Source organism: Stenotrophomonas sp. OVS01A (assembly GCF_019969775.1).
Lineage (GTDB): Bacteria > Pseudomonadota > Gammaproteobacteria > Xanthomonadales > Xanthomonadaceae > Stenotrophomonas > Stenotrophomonas indicatrix.
In genome coordinates this window covers 1,543,034-1,560,953 of the sequence record NZ_JAHXYV010000001.1, presented here as the reverse complement: position 1 = coordinate 1,560,953, position 17,920 = coordinate 1,543,034, and the positions used below count along the sequence as shown (strand labels likewise).

At 65.6% G+C, this 17,920-nt stretch carries 15 protein-coding genes; 7 read left to right on the top strand and 8 right to left on the bottom strand.

From position 1 onward, the window contains the following. Positions 1–34 precede the first annotated feature (34 nt). Complete coding sequence (locus LC407_RS07305) at positions 35–709, top strand: response regulator transcription factor (protein ID WP_223482508.1); 675 nt, start codon at positions 35–37, stop codon at positions 707–709. 7 nt (positions 710–716) lie between these two features. Here LC407_RS07305 and LC407_RS07300 read toward each other — a convergent pair whose 3' ends face one another. The 4 genes from LC407_RS07300 to LC407_RS07285 form a co-directional block, all read right to left on the bottom strand. Then, a complete protein-coding gene (locus tag LC407_RS07300) occupies positions 717–4,049 on the bottom strand; it encodes a PAS-domain containing protein (RefSeq protein WP_223482507.1) in 3,333 nt (1,110 codons plus the stop codon). Between the two features lie 69 nt (positions 4,050–4,118). Continuing rightward, positions 4,119–4,604: a MaoC family dehydratase gene (locus LC407_RS07295; RefSeq protein WP_223482506.1), complete on the bottom strand. Its 486-nt coding sequence runs from the start codon at positions 4,602–4,604 to the stop codon at positions 4,119–4,121. Continuing rightward, positions 4,601–5,479: an alpha/beta hydrolase gene (locus LC407_RS07290; RefSeq protein ID WP_218787535.1), complete on the bottom strand. Its 879-nt coding sequence runs from the start codon at positions 5,477–5,479 to the stop codon at positions 4,601–4,603. The genes LC407_RS07295 and LC407_RS07290 overlap by 4 nt, the downstream gene beginning before the upstream one ends. A gap of 11 nt (positions 5,480–5,490) precedes the next feature. Next, positions 5,491–7,665 carry a TonB-dependent receptor gene (locus LC407_RS07285; RefSeq protein WP_223482688.1) on the bottom strand — a complete coding sequence of 725 codons (2,175 nt, stop codon included), beginning with the start codon at positions 7,663–7,665 and terminating at the stop codon, positions 5,491–5,493. Positions 7,666–7,846: 181 nt separating this feature from the next. Between LC407_RS07285 and LC407_RS07280 the strand changes: the two genes are divergently transcribed. Together LC407_RS07280 and LC407_RS07275 are read left to right on the top strand one after the other, a co-directional pair. Next, positions 7,847–9,250 carry a GntP family permease gene (locus LC407_RS07280; protein WP_080148741.1) on the top strand — a complete coding sequence of 468 codons (1,404 nt, stop codon included), beginning with the start codon at positions 7,847–7,849 and terminating at the stop codon, positions 9,248–9,250. An 87-nt stretch (positions 9,251–9,337) separates the two neighbouring features. Continuing rightward, positions 9,338–10,342, top strand: coding sequence for a PHB depolymerase family esterase (locus LC407_RS07275; protein WP_025874524.1), 1,005 nt, complete (start codon positions 9,338–9,340; stop codon positions 10,340–10,342). Positions 10,343–10,458: 116 nt separating this feature from the next. Here LC407_RS07275 and LC407_RS07270 read toward each other — a convergent pair whose 3' ends face one another. Genes LC407_RS07270 through msuE form a run of 3 tightly spaced genes read right to left on the bottom strand, consistent with a single transcriptional unit; the run spans position 10,459 to position 13,157 of the window. Further along, positions 10,459–11,499, bottom strand: a complete 1,041-nt coding sequence (locus tag LC407_RS07270; protein ID WP_223482505.1) for a methionine synthase — start codon at positions 11,497–11,499, stop codon at positions 10,459–10,461. A 40-nt stretch (positions 11,500–11,539) separates the two neighbouring features. Next, positions 11,540–12,517, bottom strand: a complete 978-nt coding sequence (locus LC407_RS07265; RefSeq protein WP_025874526.1) for a DUF1852 domain-containing protein — start codon at positions 12,515–12,517, stop codon at positions 11,540–11,542. A gap of 58 nt (positions 12,518–12,575) precedes the next feature. Then, positions 12,576–13,157 (bottom strand): FMN reductase, encoded by a 582-nt coding sequence (gene msuE, locus LC407_RS07260; protein ID WP_025874527.1) that lies wholly within the window; start codon positions 13,155–13,157, stop codon positions 12,576–12,578. Positions 13,158–13,332: 175 nt separating this feature from the next. On the opposite strand from msuE, the gene LC407_RS07255 reads away from it, so the two are divergent. Beyond that, positions 13,333–14,247: a LysR family transcriptional regulator gene (locus LC407_RS07255; RefSeq protein ID WP_025874528.1), complete on the top strand. Its 915-nt coding sequence runs from the start codon at positions 13,333–13,335 to the stop codon at positions 14,245–14,247. Next, positions 14,247–15,155 (top strand): methylenetetrahydrofolate reductase, encoded by a 909-nt coding sequence (locus LC407_RS07250; protein ID WP_025874529.1) that lies wholly within the window; start codon positions 14,247–14,249, stop codon positions 15,153–15,155. Before LC407_RS07255 ends, LC407_RS07250 begins: the two co-directional genes overlap by 1 nt. A 14-nt stretch (positions 15,156–15,169) precedes the next feature. Here the strand turns inward: LC407_RS07250 and gcvA are convergent, their stop codons facing one another. After that, the gene (gcvA, locus tag LC407_RS07245) at positions 15,170–16,081 is read right to left on the bottom strand and encodes a transcriptional regulator GcvA (RefSeq protein WP_202968387.1); all 912 of its coding nucleotides are present in this window, start codon (positions 16,079–16,081) and stop codon (positions 15,170–15,172) included. A 99-nt stretch (positions 16,082–16,180) separates the two neighbouring features. Between gcvA and LC407_RS07240 the strand changes: the two genes are divergently transcribed. Both LC407_RS07240 and LC407_RS07235 read left to right on the top strand, forming a co-directional pair. Continuing rightward, complete coding sequence (locus tag LC407_RS07240) at positions 16,181–17,035, top strand: MBL fold metallo-hydrolase (protein ID WP_025874531.1); 855 nt, start codon at positions 16,181–16,183, stop codon at positions 17,033–17,035. Beyond that, a complete protein-coding gene (locus LC407_RS07235; protein WP_223482504.1) occupies positions 17,032–17,898 on the top strand; it encodes an MBL fold metallo-hydrolase in 867 nt (288 codons plus the stop codon). Before LC407_RS07240 ends, LC407_RS07235 begins: the two co-directional genes overlap by 4 nt. Positions 17,899–17,920: the final 22 nt, after the last annotated feature.

Here is a 17,920-nt window from a genome sequence, read left to right as displayed (position 1 = left end):
CCAGGCGCAGGCGATTTGCTAACCTCGGCTGGACATGCCGACCCTGCTCATCGCCGATGACCACCCCTTGTTCCGCGCGGCGCTGCATCGCGCCGCCGAAGAGGCGGTGGCTGACCTGCAGATCAGCGAGGCCGATTCGCTGCACGGCGTGCTCGAAGCGATCGAGAGCCAGCAGATCGATCTGATGCTGCTGGACCTGCACATGCCGGGCAACCACGGCCTGGCCGGACTGACGACCATACGCGCGTTGCAACCGGGGCTGGCGATCATCATCGTTTCGGCCAATGAAGAGCCGCACGTGATCCGCCGCGCCATCGACCTGGGCGCAGCCGGGTACCTGCCCAAGAGCTCCGGCCTGACCGACCTGCAGTCCGCACTGCAGACCGTGCTGGAAGGTGAGCGCTGGATACCGGCGCTGCTGCGCGAGCCGGTGGCGCGGGTGGCGCCCTTCAGCAAGGACGCCGATCTTGCCGCGCGCTTGTCCAGCCTGTCCGCGCATCAGTACAAGGTGCTGAGCCTGGTGGCCGAAGGGCTGCTCAACAAGCAGATCGCCGACCGGCTGGGCGTGCAGTTGCGCACGGTCAAGGCACACATGACCCGCATCATGGGACGACTGGGCGTACGCAATCGCGCGCAGGCCATCCGCGTGCTGCACGAGATGGGGTTGACCGACCCATCCCGGCAGATCGAAGACGCGCAGGACGCCTGATCCTTCGTCAGGTCCTTTCCGTGCTGGCCGTTGCCAGCAGATGGTTGATCGCCCAGCGCAGCGCCAGCGGCTTGAACGGTTTGTTCAGCAGTGACAGGCCCACACTGCGCACCGCCTCGCGCGTGTCATTGCCGGTATCGGCGCTGAGGATCACCGTCGGCCGCGCGCCATGCACGGCGACGAGGCGCTTCCACAGTGCGACGCCGGTATCGCCCTCATCAAGGTGGTAGTCGAACAGCCACAGTGCCGCCTCATGTGCGGACGCGCCCAGCGCAGCGACATCACGCGCCGCGATGACATCGCAGCCCCAGGCAAGCAGCATCAGCCGCATTGCCTCCAGCGCCTCCGCATCGTTGTCGACCACCAGCACGCGGATGCCCTTGATGCTGCTGTTGCCAGCGGCGGGCTCAGTGCGTGGGGCCTCAGGCGGCGCTGCACGCGCCACGGTGATGGAGAAGGCCGAGCCGCGATCCAGTTCGCTTTGCAGTCCCAACGGTGCATGCAGCAGGTCGGCAATGCGGTGCGCGATGGTCAGGCCAAGACCGAGGCCCTGGCCATTGCTGCGGTCGCCACGGTGGAATTCCTCGAACACCACGGCTTGTTGCTCCGGCGCGATGCCGGGGCCGCTGTCATGCACGCCGATCGACAGTGCCTGACCGTGCCGACGAACGCCCAGCAGCACGCCGCCACGGCGGGTGTAGCGGATGGCGTTGGCCAGGAAGTTCTGCAGTACGCGGCGCAGCAGCAACGGGTCGCTGTGCACCCACACGCGGGTGCGCACATGGCGGAACTGCAGGCCGCGTGCCGCGGCCAGCACGGCGAACTCCTGCGCAAGCGGCTCCAGCACGGTCGACAAGGCGAACGGGCGCGGATCGGCCACCAGGCCACCGGCTTCCAGTCGCGAAATATCCAGCAGGCCCGACAGCAGATCGTCGGTGGAATCCAGCGCGCCGCGAATCTGGCGCAGGAAACTGTCCAGGAATTCCGATTCGATGTGCTGCGACATGGCGTCGGTCAACAGCTGCGCCGCATGCAGGGGCTGGATCAGGTCATGGCCGACTGCGGTCAGGAAGCGGGTCTTGGCTACGTTGGCCCGCTCGGCTTCATGCACGGCCTGTTCAAGCCGGGCGGTGCGGTCCTGCACGCGGCGCTCCAGGGTTTCGTTACTGCGCTTGAGCGCGTCCTCTGCCCGCCGGAACGCGGTGACATCGGTGAAGGTGGCCACGTAGCCGCCACCGGGCATCGGGTTGCCTCGGATCTCAACGATGGTGTTGTCCGGGAAAATCCGCTCGGAAAGGTGCGGCGTGCCGCGCCGCATGTGCACCACCCGCCGCTGCAACGCCTTGTCGCGCGAGTCACCAGGGGTGTCGCCGATCTTCAGCTGTCCCAGTGCCCACGCCGTCAGGTTCGACACCGGCTGCCCCACCTGCAGCAGCTCCGGCGGGAACTTGAACAGCGCGGCGTAGCGGCTGTTCCAGGCCACCAGCTGCAGCTGCGCATCGACCACGCTGATGCCCTGGCTCATGTTTTCCAGGGCAGCCTCCAGCAGGCGCTGGTTGAAGCGCAGCACCTGGGTGGCTTCACCGACCGCACGGGTAACAGCGTCCAGCGGCGCAGCGCCACCATCGCGTGCCGCCTCCACCAGCAGCCGCGCCATGCCTGCACCGACCACGGCGGTCAGTTCGCGCTCGATGGCAGTCACCCGGTCGTCGTCCAGCATCTGCCCGGCGTGCCCGTCCATCAGCTGCCGTGCCCGTTCCTGGCCGAGGAAGCGACCAGCCGTCTTGCGCAACGATGCAGCAGCCACCGCGTCGCGCTGCCGAGGCATCGGAGGACGCACCGCGCGCGACACCAGCACCACGGTTACCAGGTTGACGGCCAGGCTGGCGCCCATGCTGATGGCGATATGGCCCGGCTGCATGCGCAGCGAGAACATCGCCAGCCAGTGCAGTCCGTCGGGACCGGCCGAGGCCAGCGGGGCAGGGAGCACCATGGGCAGCAGCACCAGCCACAACCAGACCAGCGAGCCCAGTACGATGCCGGCGATGATGGCCGGGGAGGGCGTGCGCGGACGGTACACCGCCAGCAGCACCGCCGGTGCCAGCTGCGAGAGCGCGGTGAACGACATCAGGCCGAAATCGCTGAGCGCCTCGGTGCCGCTCATCGCACGGCTGTACAGCCACGACATCAGGAACACGGCGAGAATGCCGGCGCGCCGGAAGGCCAGCACCCGCGGTCGTAGATCCGCGCCGGTGTTGAAGCCATTGACGCCGCTCAGCAGGCGCGAGCCCACACCGTGGTTGCCGAGCATGATCGACAGGGTCAGCCCGGACAGGATCATCATGCCGGTGGCGGCACTCAGACTGCCCAGGTATGCCAGCAGTGCCAGCAGGTGATGGCCGCGCTCCTGCGGCAGGGCCAGCACGTACAGATCCGGCGTCATCGAGGGCGGCAGCTGCGCGGCACCGGCCAGTGCCATCGGCACCGACGGCAGGCCGATCAACAGCAGGTAGACCGGGAACAGCCAGCGCGCCGTCTTCAGGTCCGACGACTGGCGCAGCTCGACCACGCCCACATGGAACTGATGGGGCAGGGTGAACGCGGCCATGGCACCGAGCGCCACCATGGTCAGGTAATCAGGCACCACTGCCGGCGGCGGCAGGTGCGCCATCTTCTCAAGCAGCGGCGTGCCGGCCTTGTGCACCGATAGCGCGGCATACAGGCCAATGGCCAGCAGTGCCGTCAGCTTCAACAGCGATTCCAGGCCCAGCGCGACCACGATGCCGCGGTTGTGCTCGGTCGCCGACGCCTTGCGTGCACCGAACAGGGTGGTGAACGCCGCCATCGTCAGCGCGAACCAGAACGACACGTCCAGCTGCCAGCCAACGGGTGCGAACTGATCACCGAGCAGGGCGGCAAGACCCTGGCTGACCGCTTTCAGCTGCAGCGCAATGTAGGGAATGATGCCAAACAGCGCGACCAGGGTGATGGTGATGCCCAGCCCTTGGTCGGCGCGCAGGCGCGCGACCACCAGGTCGGCGATGGTGGCACTGTTGTGCTGTTTGGCCAATCGCCCCAGCCGCACCAGGAACGGCAGGCCGAAGGCAAAAATGAGGGCCATGCCGATCAGTGTCGGCGGAATCGGGAAGCCCCATTGCACGCCCTGCGAGGCAGCCCCGTAGTAGGTCCACGCCGTGCAGTGCACGCCCAGTGACAGCGCGTAGATGGCTGGCCATACCTTCGACAGCCGATGCCCCTGGCGTTCCCCCCACAGGGCGACGCCGAACAGCAGCACGGTCCACGCGATGCAGGCGAACAGGACGATGGAGGGCGTCAACATCGCTCCAGTGTAGAGAGAACCGCGGCCGGCGGGCAGCCGGCCCGCCCCGCGCGGGAGGACGGTGCGGCGCTAGTCGGGGAGCACGATCAGCGACAACTGTTCGGCGACCACGGCTGCCTCGCCGGCGGGAACCACTTCCACGGTCTTGTGCTGGGTCAGCAGCCACTGCCCGGGCCTGCGCGCTTCCAAGGACATCAGCTGCGAGCGCACCCGTACCTCGGAACCGCTCGGCACCGGCGCCAGGAAGCGGACCTTGTTCAAGCCGTAGTTCAGTACGTGGGCGATGCCGGGAAAACCGGCCAGGGCCCCCACGTCGTCCTCTACGGTAAGCGAGAGCAGAAGGAACCCATGGGCGATGGTCTGCCCGCCCGGCAGGCCGGTCCGTGCGCGGGCAGGATCGGTGTGGATCCAATTGTGGTCACCGGTGGCCTCGGCGAAAGCATCGATGCGCGACTGCGCGATGCGCGTGCTGCCGCTCAGCCGCTCGCTTGCCGCCCATTGGTGCAGGGCCTGCAGGGCGGCAGGCAGCGCATCCCTCGACACGCCGGAACTCATCGCACGCGCTCCAGCAATGCCAGGATCGCGTCACGCGCCTCGGGCTCGGACAGCATCGGTGCATGGCCTACCTCCGGTACCTCAACGAGGCGGGCGTTGGGCGACGTAGCTGCCATCTGCTGCGCGACATCGGCAGGCAGGATGTCCGACAGCGCTCCGCGGACCACCAGCACTGGCACGCGTGCGGTCAGCCCACGCACGGCGCGCCACAGCACCGGGCGCAGCAGCCACAGCAGCCACGGCCGCGTGGTGCGGATCACCGCCGGGTCGTAGTCCAGTTCCAGCAGGCCATCGCTGCGCTGGCGGAACGTGCGTACGGCCATCGCCCGCCAGTCGTCGGCGGTGAAGCGCGGGAACGCGGCCTTGCCGATGGATTCCACATAGGTCGTGGCCTGTGCCAGGTCCATCGGTGGCACGGGCTTGCCGGCGTACTTGCCGATCCGCGCCAGCGCTTCGCGCGGCACCTTGGGGCCGGCATCGTTCAGAACTGCCGCGGCGATCAGCCCGGGCGCACGCGAGGCCAGGGTGATGGTGACCAGCACCCCCAGCGAGGTGCCGACGAATACCGCCTTGTCGATGTTCTGCGACCGCAGCAGCGCCACCATGTCGTCGGCATAGGTGCGCGGGTTGTAGCTGGACGGGTCCGATGCGCGTTCCGAACCTGCGCGTCCTCGCAGGTCAACCGCGATCACCCGCCAACCCGCAGCAGTCAGCGATGCGGCCAGCGCATCGAAGTCGGCGCCATTGCGGGTCAGGCCGGGGATGCAGACCACGGTGCCGCGCGCCGGCTGCGCGCCTGCAGGAGCATGGTCACGCGCATGCAGGCGCAGGCCATCGTCACTTTTCCAGTACAGATCATCGTAAGACGGTGTCATGCAGAAGCTTCCTAGAAATCGTAACGGACGCTGAGGCTATATTGGCGCGGCGGCCCATAGAAACCAATCAGCGTGCCAACCGCCGGAATGTTGTAACCGGTGGTGCGGTATTCCTTGTCGGCCAGGTTGGTACCCTGCAGCGAGAAGGTCCAGGCGTCGTCAAGCTTCCAGGTCACGCTGGCATTGACCAGCCCGTAGCCGTCCTGGCGGATCACCGGGCTCAGATCGGTGGTCGGCCACACTTCACTCTGGTAGCTGTAGCTCACCCGTGCGGACAGGTTGCTGCCATTGGCCAGGTCGGTGCGGTACTCCACGTTCAACGCGCCCGAGAAGTCCGGTGCGTTGGTGAACTTCATCTGCTTGGCCACGTTGACGCCGCGGTCCAAGTACTCGTCATACTTGGCATCCAGCCAGGCCAGGTTGCCGGAGATCAGCCAGTGCTGGCTGGGCAGGTACTGGTACTCGATTTCCAGGCCGTTGATGGTGCCGGCGCCGGCATTGGTGAAATCGCCGAAGAAGGCATCGTCGACACCGTCGCCGTTGGTATCGATGCCGGTGAACACCGACAGCTGGATGTCCTTGTACTTGTTGTGGAACGCCGACAGGTTCAGGAACAGGCGCTGGTCGAGGAAGGCCATCTTGCTGCCGATCTCGAAGCTGTCGACCGTCTCGTCATCGAACGGCTCGGCCGAGCGTGGCACGGCAACGGCATTGGCGCGGATGTTGTAGCCGCCGGACTTGAAGCCACGCGTAGCCAGGCCGTAGACCATGATGTCCGGGGTGATCTGGTAGTCCAGCGACACCTTGGGCGAGATGTTCTTGAAATTGGTCTTCTTGTCGAAATCGGCGGCGACCGCGATCGGACGGGTGAACGTCGCATCGGAGTAGAAGCGGTTGAGCACGATCGCGCGCTTGTCCTCGTCGGTGTAGCGGGCGCCGACGTCCAGCTTCAGCTTGCTGGTCAGGTCGAACGTCCAGTCGGCGTACAGCGCGATGCTGTCGGTGAGCACCTTGCCACGGGTGTCGCCGAACTGCAGGTTGAAGAAGTTGTTGCGGATCTGTCCACCGGCCTCGCCACTGAACTGGTACAGGCCCACCACGCCGCGCACGCGGCCGCCGGCATCGTAGTTCAGCTGCACCTCGTTGCTGACCTGGTCGTCATGGTAAGTGCCACCTACATCGGCCAGCTTGACCGGCGTGCTGTCGAAGTCGATGTTCGCGTCGCTGTCCGACTCGCGCTTGGCCACCACGTACTTCAATGCAACGTCTTCGCTGGGCCGCCAGTTCACCGTGGCCGAGGCGCCCTTGGTCTCCACGCTGTTGAGGTTGCGCATGCCCGAGCGGATGTCGTAGCGGTCATCCATCGGCGGGTAGGCGCGCACGAACGGGTTGGGTGCCAGCATCTTCGAGCCACGCATGCCGGACTGGTCGTCGATCCAGTCCAATGCGAACTGCACGTCGAAGTCGTCGCCCGCATACGCACCCAGGTTGAAGCGTGCAGCATTGATCTGCTTGTCACTGACCGGCTGGTCGGTGAAGGTGTTCTCGCCGAAGCCGTCACGATTCATGCTGGCCACCGCCACGCGCGCGCGCAGGCCGCTGTCGGCCCCGCCGATCGGGCCGCCGATCGCCGCCTTGGCGTCCAGCTGGCTGTAGTTGCCCACGGTGATCTGGGCGAAGCCTTCGGTCTGGGTAGGCAGGCCGCGCGAAATGTACTTGATGGCACCGCCAATGGTGTTCTTGCCGTACAGCGTGCCCTGCGGACCGCGCAGCACCTCGATGCGCGAGACGTCGAACACGTCCAGCAACGCACCCTGCGGACGGGCGATGTAGACGTCGTCCAGGTAGATGCCCACGCCCGGGTCAGCGCCCCAGGTAGGGTCGGACTGGCCAACACCGCGGATGTAGGCGGTGACCGTGCTGCTGGCGCCGCGCGCCGCGTAGATGGTCAGGTTGGGGACCTGTCCATCAAGGTCGCTGATGTCCTGGACGTTCATCTTGTCCAGGGCTTCGGACGTAAAGGCGGTGACGGCAACCGGCACCTCCTGCAGGGTTTCCTCGCGCTTGCGTGCGGTCACCGTGATGCTGTCCAGGTTGGTGGCCGAAGCGGTGCGGGCGGCTGCCGGCGCGCCCTGCGGTGCGTCCTGCGCCAGAACCGGCCCGGTGGCCAGCAGTGTGCCGATCATCAGGCTCAAGCAATTCCGTTTCATTCGGTCCTCCCCCAAGGCATGTACGCGGCGAATGGCCCATTGCCACCCATGGACGCTAGGCTAGCGGCGCGGTTGCGCACCGGCGAGTGGACCTAGGTCCAGTCGGCAGCGGTCGCCAGATCCGGATACTGGGCGCGTCCCCACCCGGAAGCGCCGTATGTCGTTACTGATCGTACTTGCAGCGCTGGCCTTCCTCATCCTGGTGGCCTACCGCGGTTACAGCGTGATCCTGTTCGCGCCCATCGCCGCGCTTGGCGCAGTGCTGCTCACCGATCCCTCGCTGGTGGCACCGATGTTCACCGGCTTGTTCATGGACAAGATGGTTGGCTTCCTCAAGCTCTACTTTCCGGTGTTCCTGCTGGGCGCGGTGTTCGGCAAGCTGATCGAACTGTCCGGCTTCTCCCGCTCGATCGTGGGTGCGGCGATCCGCTTGTTCGGACCGCAGCGGGCGATGCTGTCGATCGTGCTGGTGTCGGGCCTGCTCACCTACGGCGGCGTGTCATTGTTCGTGGTGGTATTCGCGGTCTATCCGTTCGCGGCCGAGATGTTCCGCCAGAGCAACATCCCCAAGCGCCTGATTCCGGCCACGCTGGGGGTGGGCGGCTTCAGCTTCACCATGGACGCATTGCCGGGCACGCCGCAGATCCAGAACATCATCCCGACCACGTTCTTCGGCACCGATACCTGGGCGGCTCCGGTGCTGGGTACGCTGGGCAGTGTGTTCGTGCTTGCGGTGGGCATGGCCTACCTGGAGTGGCGCCGTCGCGCGGCGGTGCGCAGTGGCGAGGGCTACGGAGACCCGGCCACCCTGGTGAACGAGCCGGCACCGTTCGCAGGCACGCATCTGGCACACGCGGCCATTGCCGTGCTGCCGCTGCTGCTGGTGTTTGTGTCCAACAAGCTGTTCACCCTGGGCATACCGCACTGGTACGGTGCGGAGCACAGCTTCGTCCCGTCGATCATGGGCAGCGCCGCGCCGGTGGTGCAGGGCGTGGCGAAGATCACCGCAATCTGGGCCGTGCTGGGGGCGCTGCTGGTTGGCATCCTGTCGGTGCTGGCGCTGGCCTGGCGCCCGGTGGTCACCCAGTTTGCCGAAGGCACCAAGGCGGCGATCGGGGGTGCCGTGCTGGCAGCCATGAACACCGCCTCGGAATATGGCTTCGGCGCGGTCATCGCCGCGTTGCCCGGCTTCATGGTGGTGGCCAACGCGCTGGGGGCGATCAAGGACCCCCTGCTGCATGAAGCGGTCACCGTAACCGGTCTGGCCGGTGTCACCGGCTCTGCATCGGGCGGCATGAGCATCGCCCTGGCGGCAATGTCGGAGACCTTCATCGCCAACGCACAGGCTGCCGGCATCCCGATGGAGGTGCTGCATCGTGTCGCCGCGATGGCATCGGGCGGCATGGACAGCCTGCCGCACAACGGTGCAGTCATCACCCTGCTGATGGTCACCGGGCTGACCCATCGGCAGGCCTACAAGGACATTTTCGCAGTGACCATCATCAAGACCCTCGCGGTGTTCGTGGTGATCGGCATCTACTACGCCACCGGCTGGGTTTGACAGCGGCGTCGCAGCACCCTCTGGAAGGTCGGTCCACGAGGATTTCCGGTACCACTTCATCCACGACTCACGCATGAGGATCTGGTCATGAAATCTGGAATCGATTCAATCAAGGCGCTGATGCTGCTGCTGTGCACCTGGCTGGCCACCACGGGCGCCGCCTCTGCGGCAGACCCACCCGGGCATTGGGACGTTGGCCTGTACGGCAATCTGTTCGGTGCCCGCGAGTACCAGGTGTGGGTGCCGGCCGGCTACGACGAAACGCGGCCACTGCCCCTGTTGCTGGTGCTGCACGGCTGCGTGACCGGGCCGAACCTGATGGGCGAGGCCTCCGGCTTCAACGAGGTGGCCGACACCGAAGGCTTCATCGTGGTCTACCCGCGGCAGAACGTAACCTCGAACCCCGCACGCTGCTGGAACTGGCAACTGCCGATCAACCAGGCGCGCGACAGTGGCGAAGCCTCCATCCTGGCCGGCATCGTGGACAAGGTGAAAGCGGGCTACAGCATCGATCCGCACCGGGTGTACGTCACCGGCATTTCCGCCGGCGGGGCGATGACTTCGATCATGCTGGCCTGTTATTCGGATGTGTTCGCGGCGGGCGCGATCCACTCCGGCGGCATGTACAAGGGCGCGACCACGATTTCCGGAAGCGCCTATGCGCTGTTGGCCGGCAGCATCTACTCACCGGACAGCAACGGGCGGCTGGCCTGGCAGTGCTCGGGCTCGCCGTCGCCGCGGCCGATCCCGGTGCTGGTCTTCCATGGCACCGCCGACGCCACGGTGAACCCGATCAACGGGCAGCAGGCCGTGCGCCAGTTCCTGCAGACCAACGACCTGGCTGACGATGGCGTGGACAACGACTCGGTGAAGTACGTGCCGACCAGCACCTTCCACGGCCAGGTGCCGGGTGGGCGTGCCTACACGGTTGACTCTTACACCTATGGCGGCAGGACGCTGGTCCAGCATTACGTGGTGCAGGGGATGGGGCATGCCTGGAGCGGCAGCCAGTCCGGGTTGCCGTTCACCGACCCCAAGGGCCCGGATGCCACGTTGATTACCTGGCTGTTCCTGAAGGATCAGCAGCGCTGAGTTTCGGGCGCAGGAGTAGGGGAGGCGGCGCCAGTGTGGGAGCGGTGGGCTCCCGCACTGGCGCGCGGCCTTTGCCTCATCCATCCAAACGTGTCCGCCCGCATGCGCACTCGTGCTCAGCCGCGGGCCAGAATCTCGTCGCGGATGATCTGTGCGCCTGCGCTGAGCGCGCGCAGCTTGCCTCGTGCCACGTCACGCGACAGCGGCGCCATGCCGCAGTTGGTGCTGGGGTAAAGCTTGTCAGCATCCACGAACTGCAGTGCCTGGCGCAGCGTGTTGGCCACCTCTTCCGGCGTTTCGACCGTGCTGGAAGCCACATCGATGGCACCGACCATCACCTTCTTGCCGCGCACCAGCTCGATCAGGTCAATCGGCACGTGCGAGTTGTGGCACTCCAGCGAGATGATGTCGATGCTGGACGTCTGCAGCTTCGGGAACGACTCTTCATACTGGCGCCATTCCGAACCCAGCGTCTGCTTCCAGTCGGTGTTGGCCTTGATGCCGTAGCCATAGCAGATATGCACCGCGGTTTCGCACTTGAGCCCTTCGACCGCGCGCTCCAGTGCGGCGACACCCCAATCGTTCACTTCGTCGAAGAACACGTTGAAGGCAGGCTCGTCGAACTGGATGATGTCGACGCCGGCCGCCTCCAGTTCCCTGGCTTCCTGGTTGAGGATCCCGGCGAACTCCCATGCCAGCTTTTCGCGGCTCTTGTAGTGCGCATCGTAGAGCGTGTCGATCATGGTCATCGGGCCCGGCAGCGCCCACTTGATCGGCTGCGTGGTGTGCCTGCGCAGGAACTTCGCATCTTCCACAAACACCGGCTTCGGGCGGCTGACAGCGCTCACCACGGTGGGCACACTGGCGTCGTAGCGGTCGCGGATGCGGACGGTTTCACGCTTCTGGAAATCGACGCCACTGAGGTGTTCGATGAAGGTGGTGACGAAATGCTGCCGTGTCTGTTCGCCGTCACTGACGATGTCGATGCCGGCATGCTGCTGCTCCTGCAGGGACAGGCGCAGGGCATCCTGCTTGCCTTCAGTCAGGCCGTCATCCTGCAGCTTCCAGGGCGACCAGAGCTTTTCGGGCTCGGCCAGCCAGGAGGGCTTGGGCAGGCTGCCTGCGGTGGAGGTGGGGAGCAGTTTCTTCGTCGACATTGCGTCTTGTGTCCTGAGGGGCGAATGGAAAAGCGGTGGATCAGCGGGCGGCCCACTGCTCAAGCACGGCGCGGTACGGCTTGATGAAGTGTTCTTCGGTGAACCGGCCTTGCTTGACCGCCAGCTGGCTGCGTTCTTCGCGATCGTAGACGATGCGGGTGGACGAATAGTCCTGGTGCTTCAGGCTGGGCTGGTAGACCTTGCCCGCTACGGAATTGGCGTTGTAGATCTCGGGGCGGTAGATCTTCTGGAAGGCCTCCATCGTGCTGATGGTGCCGATCAGTTCCAGGTTCGAGTAGTCGCCCAGCAGGTCACCCTGGAAGTAGAACGCCAGTGGCGCGACGCTGCCTGGCGGCATGAAGTAGCGCACCTGCAGCCCCATCTTGTCGAAGTACTGGTCGGTGGGGGAGAACTCGCCTTGCCGATACTCGACGCCCAGGATGGGATGGTGGTTCTCGGTGCGATGGTAGGTCTTGCTGCTGGACACGCTGATGCAGATCACCGGCGGCTTGCTGAAGTGCGCACGGTAGGCGTCGGACGCCAGGAAGTGCTTGAACAGCTTGCCATGAAGATCGCCGAAGTCCTCGGGAATGCCGAAGGTGGCCTTGCCTTCGTTGCTGGCGGGCAGCACGACGCTGAAATCGTAGTCGCGGACGTAGGAGGAGAAATTGTTGCCGACGATGCCTTCTGTACGCATGCCGGTACGCGTGTCGACGATGGTCGGCCGCAGCACCTCGATCAACGGGAACGTATCGCTGCCGTCGCTGCCATCGATGTGCATCTCCACCGAGATGATGTCCAGCTCGACCGCGTAGCGATCCGCGCTGGGGTTGTCCCAGTGCGCCAGATCGTTGAAGCGGTTGTTGATCATGCCGAGCGTGTTGCGCAGGTTTTCCTGGCGGGATTCGCCGCGGGCCAGGTTGGCGAAGTTGGTGGTGATTCGCGTGCCGTCAGCGGGCTGGTAGTCCTCGTTGAAAGGAATACGGGTGATGCTGAAGGTGAAGTTCTCGGTCGTCATGGGCGGCGTTCCGGGTTGCGGGGGTGACATCCGAATGCAGGTCGCTGGCATTCGGCATTCAGAGGACTGCAGCGGCCTCGGTAACGGCAGGTGCTGCACGATGGGAGAGGGCAAGCAGGGGCATCGCTCGCTGCACTGCCAGCCGCGCCCGCTGCATCAGGGCCTCGTTCTGCACGCAGCCGTCTGCGAAATCCTTGTCGGTTGCGTAGACACCCAAGGGCAGGGTTCGCGCCTGGAAGAAGCTGAAAAGCGGTCGCAGCTGGTGGTCGATCACCAGCGCGTGGCGTTCGCTGCCGCCAGTGGCGGCCAGCAGGATCGGGGTATCGACCAGCGCGTCCTGGTCGATGAAATCGAAGAAGTGCTTGAACAGGCCGGTGTACGAACCGCGGTAGACCGGCGTAACCACCACCAGCACATCGGCCCGCTCGACAGCGGCCAACTGCCGCTCCACGGTTTCGGGCAACTGCGAGCGCCGGAGCGCACCGGCCAGTTGTGGCGCCAGTTCACCCAGTTCAATCAGGTGCTGATCGCAGGGGACGCCTTCGCCGATCAGGTCCAGCAGGTGCTCGGCCAGGGTCGCGGCCCTTGAGGGGCGCTGCAGCCCGCCGGAAACGGCGACGATACGGAGGGGGCGGGTCATCTCTTCGCTTCAGCAGGGGAGGGGCTGCTTCGGGGTGACCTGCAGGGGCGCAGTCCTGCGTGCCGGCTGGGTAGCCGCGCTGGCAGGGATCCGAAGGCATGAGCCGATGCTAGCCAGCCCTTCCCATGACGTAAAATGGTATTACTTCACCAATCCATGAGTGAGATTCATCGTCATGTTGGAGCGGATCCATCTCAGCATCGTGCAGCAGGTCGAACAGCAAGGCTCGCTGACCGCCGCCGCCGGCGTGCTGAACTTGACCCAGTCAGCCCTGAGCCACAGCATGAAGAAGCTGGAGCAGCAGTTGGGCACCAACGTCTGGTTGCGCGAAGGCCGCAGCCTGCGCCTGACCCAGGCGGGCCAGTACCTGCTGGCGGTGGCCAACCGGGTGCTGCCGCAGCTGGACCTGGCCGAGGAACGGCTGGGCCAGTTCGCGCAGGGCGAGCGTGGCGCGCTGCGCATCGGCATGGAATGCCACCCCTGCTACCAGTGGCTGCTGAAGATCGTCTCGCCCTATCTGGCCAGCTGGCCCGACGTCGATGTGGACGTCAAGCAGAAGTTCCAGTTCGGCGGCATCGGCGCCCTGTTCGGCTATGAGATCGACCTGCTGGTCACGCCCGACCCGTTGCTGAAGCCGGGCCTGAAGTTCGTCCCCGTCTTCGATTACGAGCAGGTGCTGGTGGTGGCCAAGGGCCATGCGCTGGCGTCGGTCGAGCACGTCAAGCCCCGCCAGCTCAGCCAGGAAGTACTCATCAGCTATCCGGTGCCGTTCGAGCGGCTGGATATCTACAACCAGTTCCTGCTGCCTGCCGGGGTCACGCCCCGGCGTCACAAGGCCATCGAAACCACCGACATCATGATGCAGATGGTGGCCAGCGGTCGCGGCGTCGCCGCCATGCCGCGTTGGCTGGTGGAGGAATATGCAGCCCGCATGGACGTGGTACCGGTGCGTCTGGGTGCGAAAGGCATTCCCAAGCAGATCTACCTGGGCGCGCGTGAGGCCGATACCGGTATCGATTACCTGCAGGCGTTTGTCGAACTGGCACGGAACAGCTCCACAAGCGCCGGCAACCTGCGTGGTGCCGGCTGATGTCAGCAGGCGTTGGCCGCATGGAGCCATTGGCGCAGACCTTCGTCAACGCCTTCTCATTGGAAGTCAGTGCCAAGGCCATGCCTGCGCTGCGCGCCGAAGCCGCCCGCATTGCACGGGGGACGACGATTTCCATTCCCTACCTGCCGAGCGAGGACGATGCTGCGCGTCTGGCGGCGGCACGCAGGGTGCGCGAACTGGGGTTCGAGCCGATGCCGCACCTTTCCGCACGCCGCATCGGCTCGCGGGCGGCGCTGGAGCACTTCATCGAGCGTGCCGTCATCGACGCTGGCATTGACCGCTGTTTCGTGATCGCAGGCGATCTTGCCACGCCTGCCGGGCCGTTCGCCGACAGCACATCGATCATCGAGAGCGGCATTCTCGAGCGCACCGGCATCAAGGTCGTAGGGGTGGGCGGGCATCCGCAAGGCCATCCGGTGATGACCAGCGCCGAGAGGTGGCGCGTGCTTGAAAACAAGTGCCAGCGTATCGAAGAGCGAGGCATGGCACCGCTGGTCATCACCCAGTTCGCATTCGACGCCGATATCGTTCTGGCCTGGTTGAATGAACTGCGCGCCCGTGGCATCACCCATCCGGTGCTGGTGGGCGTTCCCGGGCCGGCCAGCATCGCGCGGCTTGTACGCTATGCGGCCATGTGCGGCGTCGCTGCAAGCACCTCGATGCTGTCCCGCTACGGCATCTCCATCGGCCGCCTGCTGGGAAGAGCCGGGCCGGACGTGTTCGTGGACCGCCTGGCAGAGGGCTTGACCGAAGCCCATGGGCAGGTCAGCCCGCATCTGTTTCCCTTCGGCGGTATCGCACCGACCATGGAGTGGGTGGAGCACTACCGGATGCGTGCAGGCGATGCGCACACGACCCGCTCACCTGTTGCCGATGAACCGTCATGACACGCATGGGCCTGTCATGGCCGATCACTGCACTCCTCACCCAGCCATTGGCAGAACGCCTGCACATCGGGGCGGTCCTGAGCCCTCTCGCGACGGATCAACCAGAATGCGTAACGGTTCTCCAGCTCCAGGCTGAAGGGTTTCACCAGCCTGCCTTGGCGGAGATCGTCTTCCACCAGCGGCGCCACGCCGAGCGCCACGCCATGGCCGGCCACCGCCGCTTCCTGCGCAAGATAGATGCTGGGGAAGACCGGCCCGGCGCTGGCATTGACGTTGATGGCGCCGGCGGCCTCCAGCCAGTGTGACCACGCCGGCACGCCGGGGCGGTCCGTGGCACTTTCATCGTGCAACAACGTGCAGTGGCGCAGATCATCAGACCGCTGCAGCCGGCCAGCAGTGCCGGCCAGCAGCGCGGGCGAGCACACAGGGAATACCGGCGCCTTCAACAGCAGCTCAGCACGCACGCCGGTGTAGTTGCCTGCACCGTAGCGGATGCCGACATCGAATCCTCCGCGCAGAAAGTCGGCGTGTTCATTGCCGGTGTCGATGCGCACCCGGACATTGGGGTGCGCATGGTGAAAGCGGTGCAGCCTTGGGGCCAGCCATTTCGCGGCGAACGACTCCATGGTTGTCACCCGCAGCTCGTGTGGTGCGCGCGTCCTGGCGCGCTCCAACGCCAGGTCCAGCTGCCCAAGTAGATCGCCGACCGTTGTTGCCAGCGCCGCGCCGTCTGATGTGAGCGCCACGGCGCGGTGATTGCGCTGGAACAGGCTTACGCCCAGATAGGCCTCGAGGTGTTTGACCTGATGGCTGACCGCAGCCGGGGTGACGAACAGTTCGCGCGCCGCCTGATTGAAGCTGAGGTGGCGGGCAGCCGCTTCGAACGTGCGCAGCGCATTCAGTGGGGCAGTGGGGCGGGCTTTCACGGGCACCATCCAAAGCAGGGGCCCTGTCATCGTAGCGCATGAATTTTTCTAACGCGAAGCGTAGAACTACTCGTTTGCCGGGTGCCGCATGAGTTGGTGATGATGCCGATCCTCCCACCCGGAAAGCCCGCCGTGCGAATTCAGGAGCTTGCCCCAGATGTGCTGATGTTCGTCGGTGACCAGGTTGAATCGGTCGCTACCGCCTTCGTCAACGGAGACCAGGTGCTGCTGGTGGACGCGTTGGGCAGCGAGGAGGATGCCGCCTGGTTGCGGGACGTACTGCACGGGCAGATGGGCAAGAGGGTACGACTGGTTGCCGCCACCCATTTCATGAGCGACCACATCTGTGGCATGACGCTGTTTCCGGAGGCGCTGACCCTGGCGCACCGCCATCACCGGCATGCCTTTCTTTCGCAGAACCAACCGGTGGCATCACGCTACCGCGATCCCGATATCGTGTTCGACAATCTCGCCATGCGCTGGGGGCGCCACCAGCTGCGCTTCCTGTACAACCCCGGCAAGACGATGGACCACATGAGCGTGGATGTGCCGAGCGCCGATCTGGTCTGCGTGGGCGACAACATCGTCGGCAACATCGTCTATCTCTCCCGGTCGGACCCGGCGCTGCAGCGCGCCGCCATCGGCCGTATCCAGCAGTTCGGGCGCAGCAGGGTGGTCGGCGGGCATATCGGGGTCTTCGATGCGGCGGTGCTGGGCAATGCACTCCACTACCTGCAGCGGATGCAGGAGATCGTCGTGGATATCCGGCTGCGAACTGCGCCGACGGAGACCACGGCGCTGATGGCAGCCATCAGACTGGAGGATTGCATCGCGTCGGGGGTAACGCCGACGGCATTCGAACGAGAATGGCATGGACACAATCTCACGGCGATCGTCGCGCAGTCGATCTTCTCCCTGGACGCTGCGCTGGCAGCAAGGGAGCAGGCCGCATGAAACACGATGCCGTCAACGCACCGGCGCTGGGCAGTCGCAGACGCTTCCTTGCCCGTTGCGCCGGTGTGGCCGCTGCTGCGCTGGTCCCTGCTGGTTCCGCTGCGCCACCGGCGGAGATGCGCAGCCTGCGGGCCCAGCGATTGGCGTGGGCCGGGGTGCGGCTGCAGTTGCCGGAGAGCACGCTGCTGATTGATCCGCTGGTGAATCCCGCAACGTGGGGCAAGGCATTGCCGGACCGGCTGGTGCCGGTGAACGATGTGCTGGGCGAAAGCCACGTGCTGGTCACCCACACCCACTCCGATCACTTCGATGCAGATGCGGTTGCGGCGGCGCTCAGCAAAGGGGGAACACTCGCATATCCAGCCGGCCTGCAGCCCATGCCGCTACCCGCAGCCGCACGTGCACGGCCGAGCGCGCTGTGGGAGCCCCAATTGCTGGGCGACTTCACTGCAACGCCGGTACCGGCATCGGACGGCTACGGCGATACGCAGGTTTCCTGGGTGGTAGCAGCGGGCGGCCGACGCATCTTCCATGGCGGCGACACCCAATGGCACGGCCATTGGTGGCGTATCGGGCGCCAGTTCGGACCGTTCGATGCGGCCTTCCTCCCCATCAATGGCGCCACGTTCGGCTGGCGCGAGCCCGTAAGTGGCCAGCCTGGCGTACTGACGCCGGAGCAGGCGGTGGCAGCGGCGGCAATCCTCGGCGCACGCACGCTGGTGCCCATTCACTATGGCATCAGCGGAATGGACAACTATGCGGAAGTGGACGACCCGCTCGGGCGGCTTCGCAAGGCAGCCGGTGACCGTGCCGTGGCCGTGCAGGTCGTCGAGCCGGGCGCGTGGCTGACATGGCCGGCGTAGTCCCGTATCCGCGCGTGAATCA

Bases quoted from the DNA above. Each gene is read 5' to 3' on its own strand.
- LC407_RS07285 (WP_223482688.1), bottom strand. From the start codon at position 7,665: ATGATCGGCACACTGCTGGCCACCGGGCCGGTTCTGGCGCAGGACGCA.
- LC407_RS07270 (WP_223482505.1), bottom strand. From the start codon at position 11,499: ATGTCGACGAAGAAACTGCTCCCCACCTCCACCGCAGGCAGCCTGCCC.
- LC407_RS07300 (WP_223482507.1), bottom strand. From the start codon at position 4,049: ATGTTGACGCCCTCCATCGTCCTGTTCGCCTGCATCGCGTGGACCGTG.
- LC407_RS07295 (WP_223482506.1), bottom strand. From the start codon at position 4,604: ATGAGTTCCGGCGTGTCGAGGGATGCGCTGCCTGCCGCCCTGCAGGCC.
- LC407_RS07265 (WP_025874526.1), bottom strand. From the start codon at position 12,517: ATGACGACCGAGAACTTCACCTTCAGCATCACCCGTATTCCTTTCAAC.
- LC407_RS07240 (WP_025874531.1), top strand. From the start codon at position 16,181: ATGATGCCGATCCTCCCACCCGGAAAGCCCGCCGTGCGAATTCAGGAG.
- LC407_RS07280 (WP_080148741.1), top strand. From the start codon at position 7,847: ATGTCGTTACTGATCGTACTTGCAGCGCTGGCCTTCCTCATCCTGGTG.
- LC407_RS07305 (WP_223482508.1), top strand. From the start codon at position 35: ATGCCGACCCTGCTCATCGCCGATGACCACCCCTTGTTCCGCGCGGCG.
- LC407_RS07290 (WP_218787535.1), bottom strand. From the start codon at position 5,479: ATGACACCGTCTTACGATGATCTGTACTGGAAAAGTGACGATGGCCTG.
- LC407_RS07275 (WP_025874524.1), top strand. From the start codon at position 9,338: ATGAAATCTGGAATCGATTCAATCAAGGCGCTGATGCTGCTGCTGTGC.
- LC407_RS07255 (WP_025874528.1), top strand. From the start codon at position 13,333: ATGTTGGAGCGGATCCATCTCAGCATCGTGCAGCAGGTCGAACAGCAA.
- LC407_RS07235 (WP_223482504.1), top strand. From the start codon at position 17,032: ATGAAACACGATGCCGTCAACGCACCGGCGCTGGGCAGTCGCAGACGC.
- LC407_RS07250 (WP_025874529.1), top strand. From the start codon at position 14,247: ATGTCAGCAGGCGTTGGCCGCATGGAGCCATTGGCGCAGACCTTCGTC.
- msuE (WP_025874527.1), bottom strand. From the start codon at position 13,157: ATGACCCGCCCCCTCCGTATCGTCGCCGTTTCCGGCGGGCTGCAGCGC.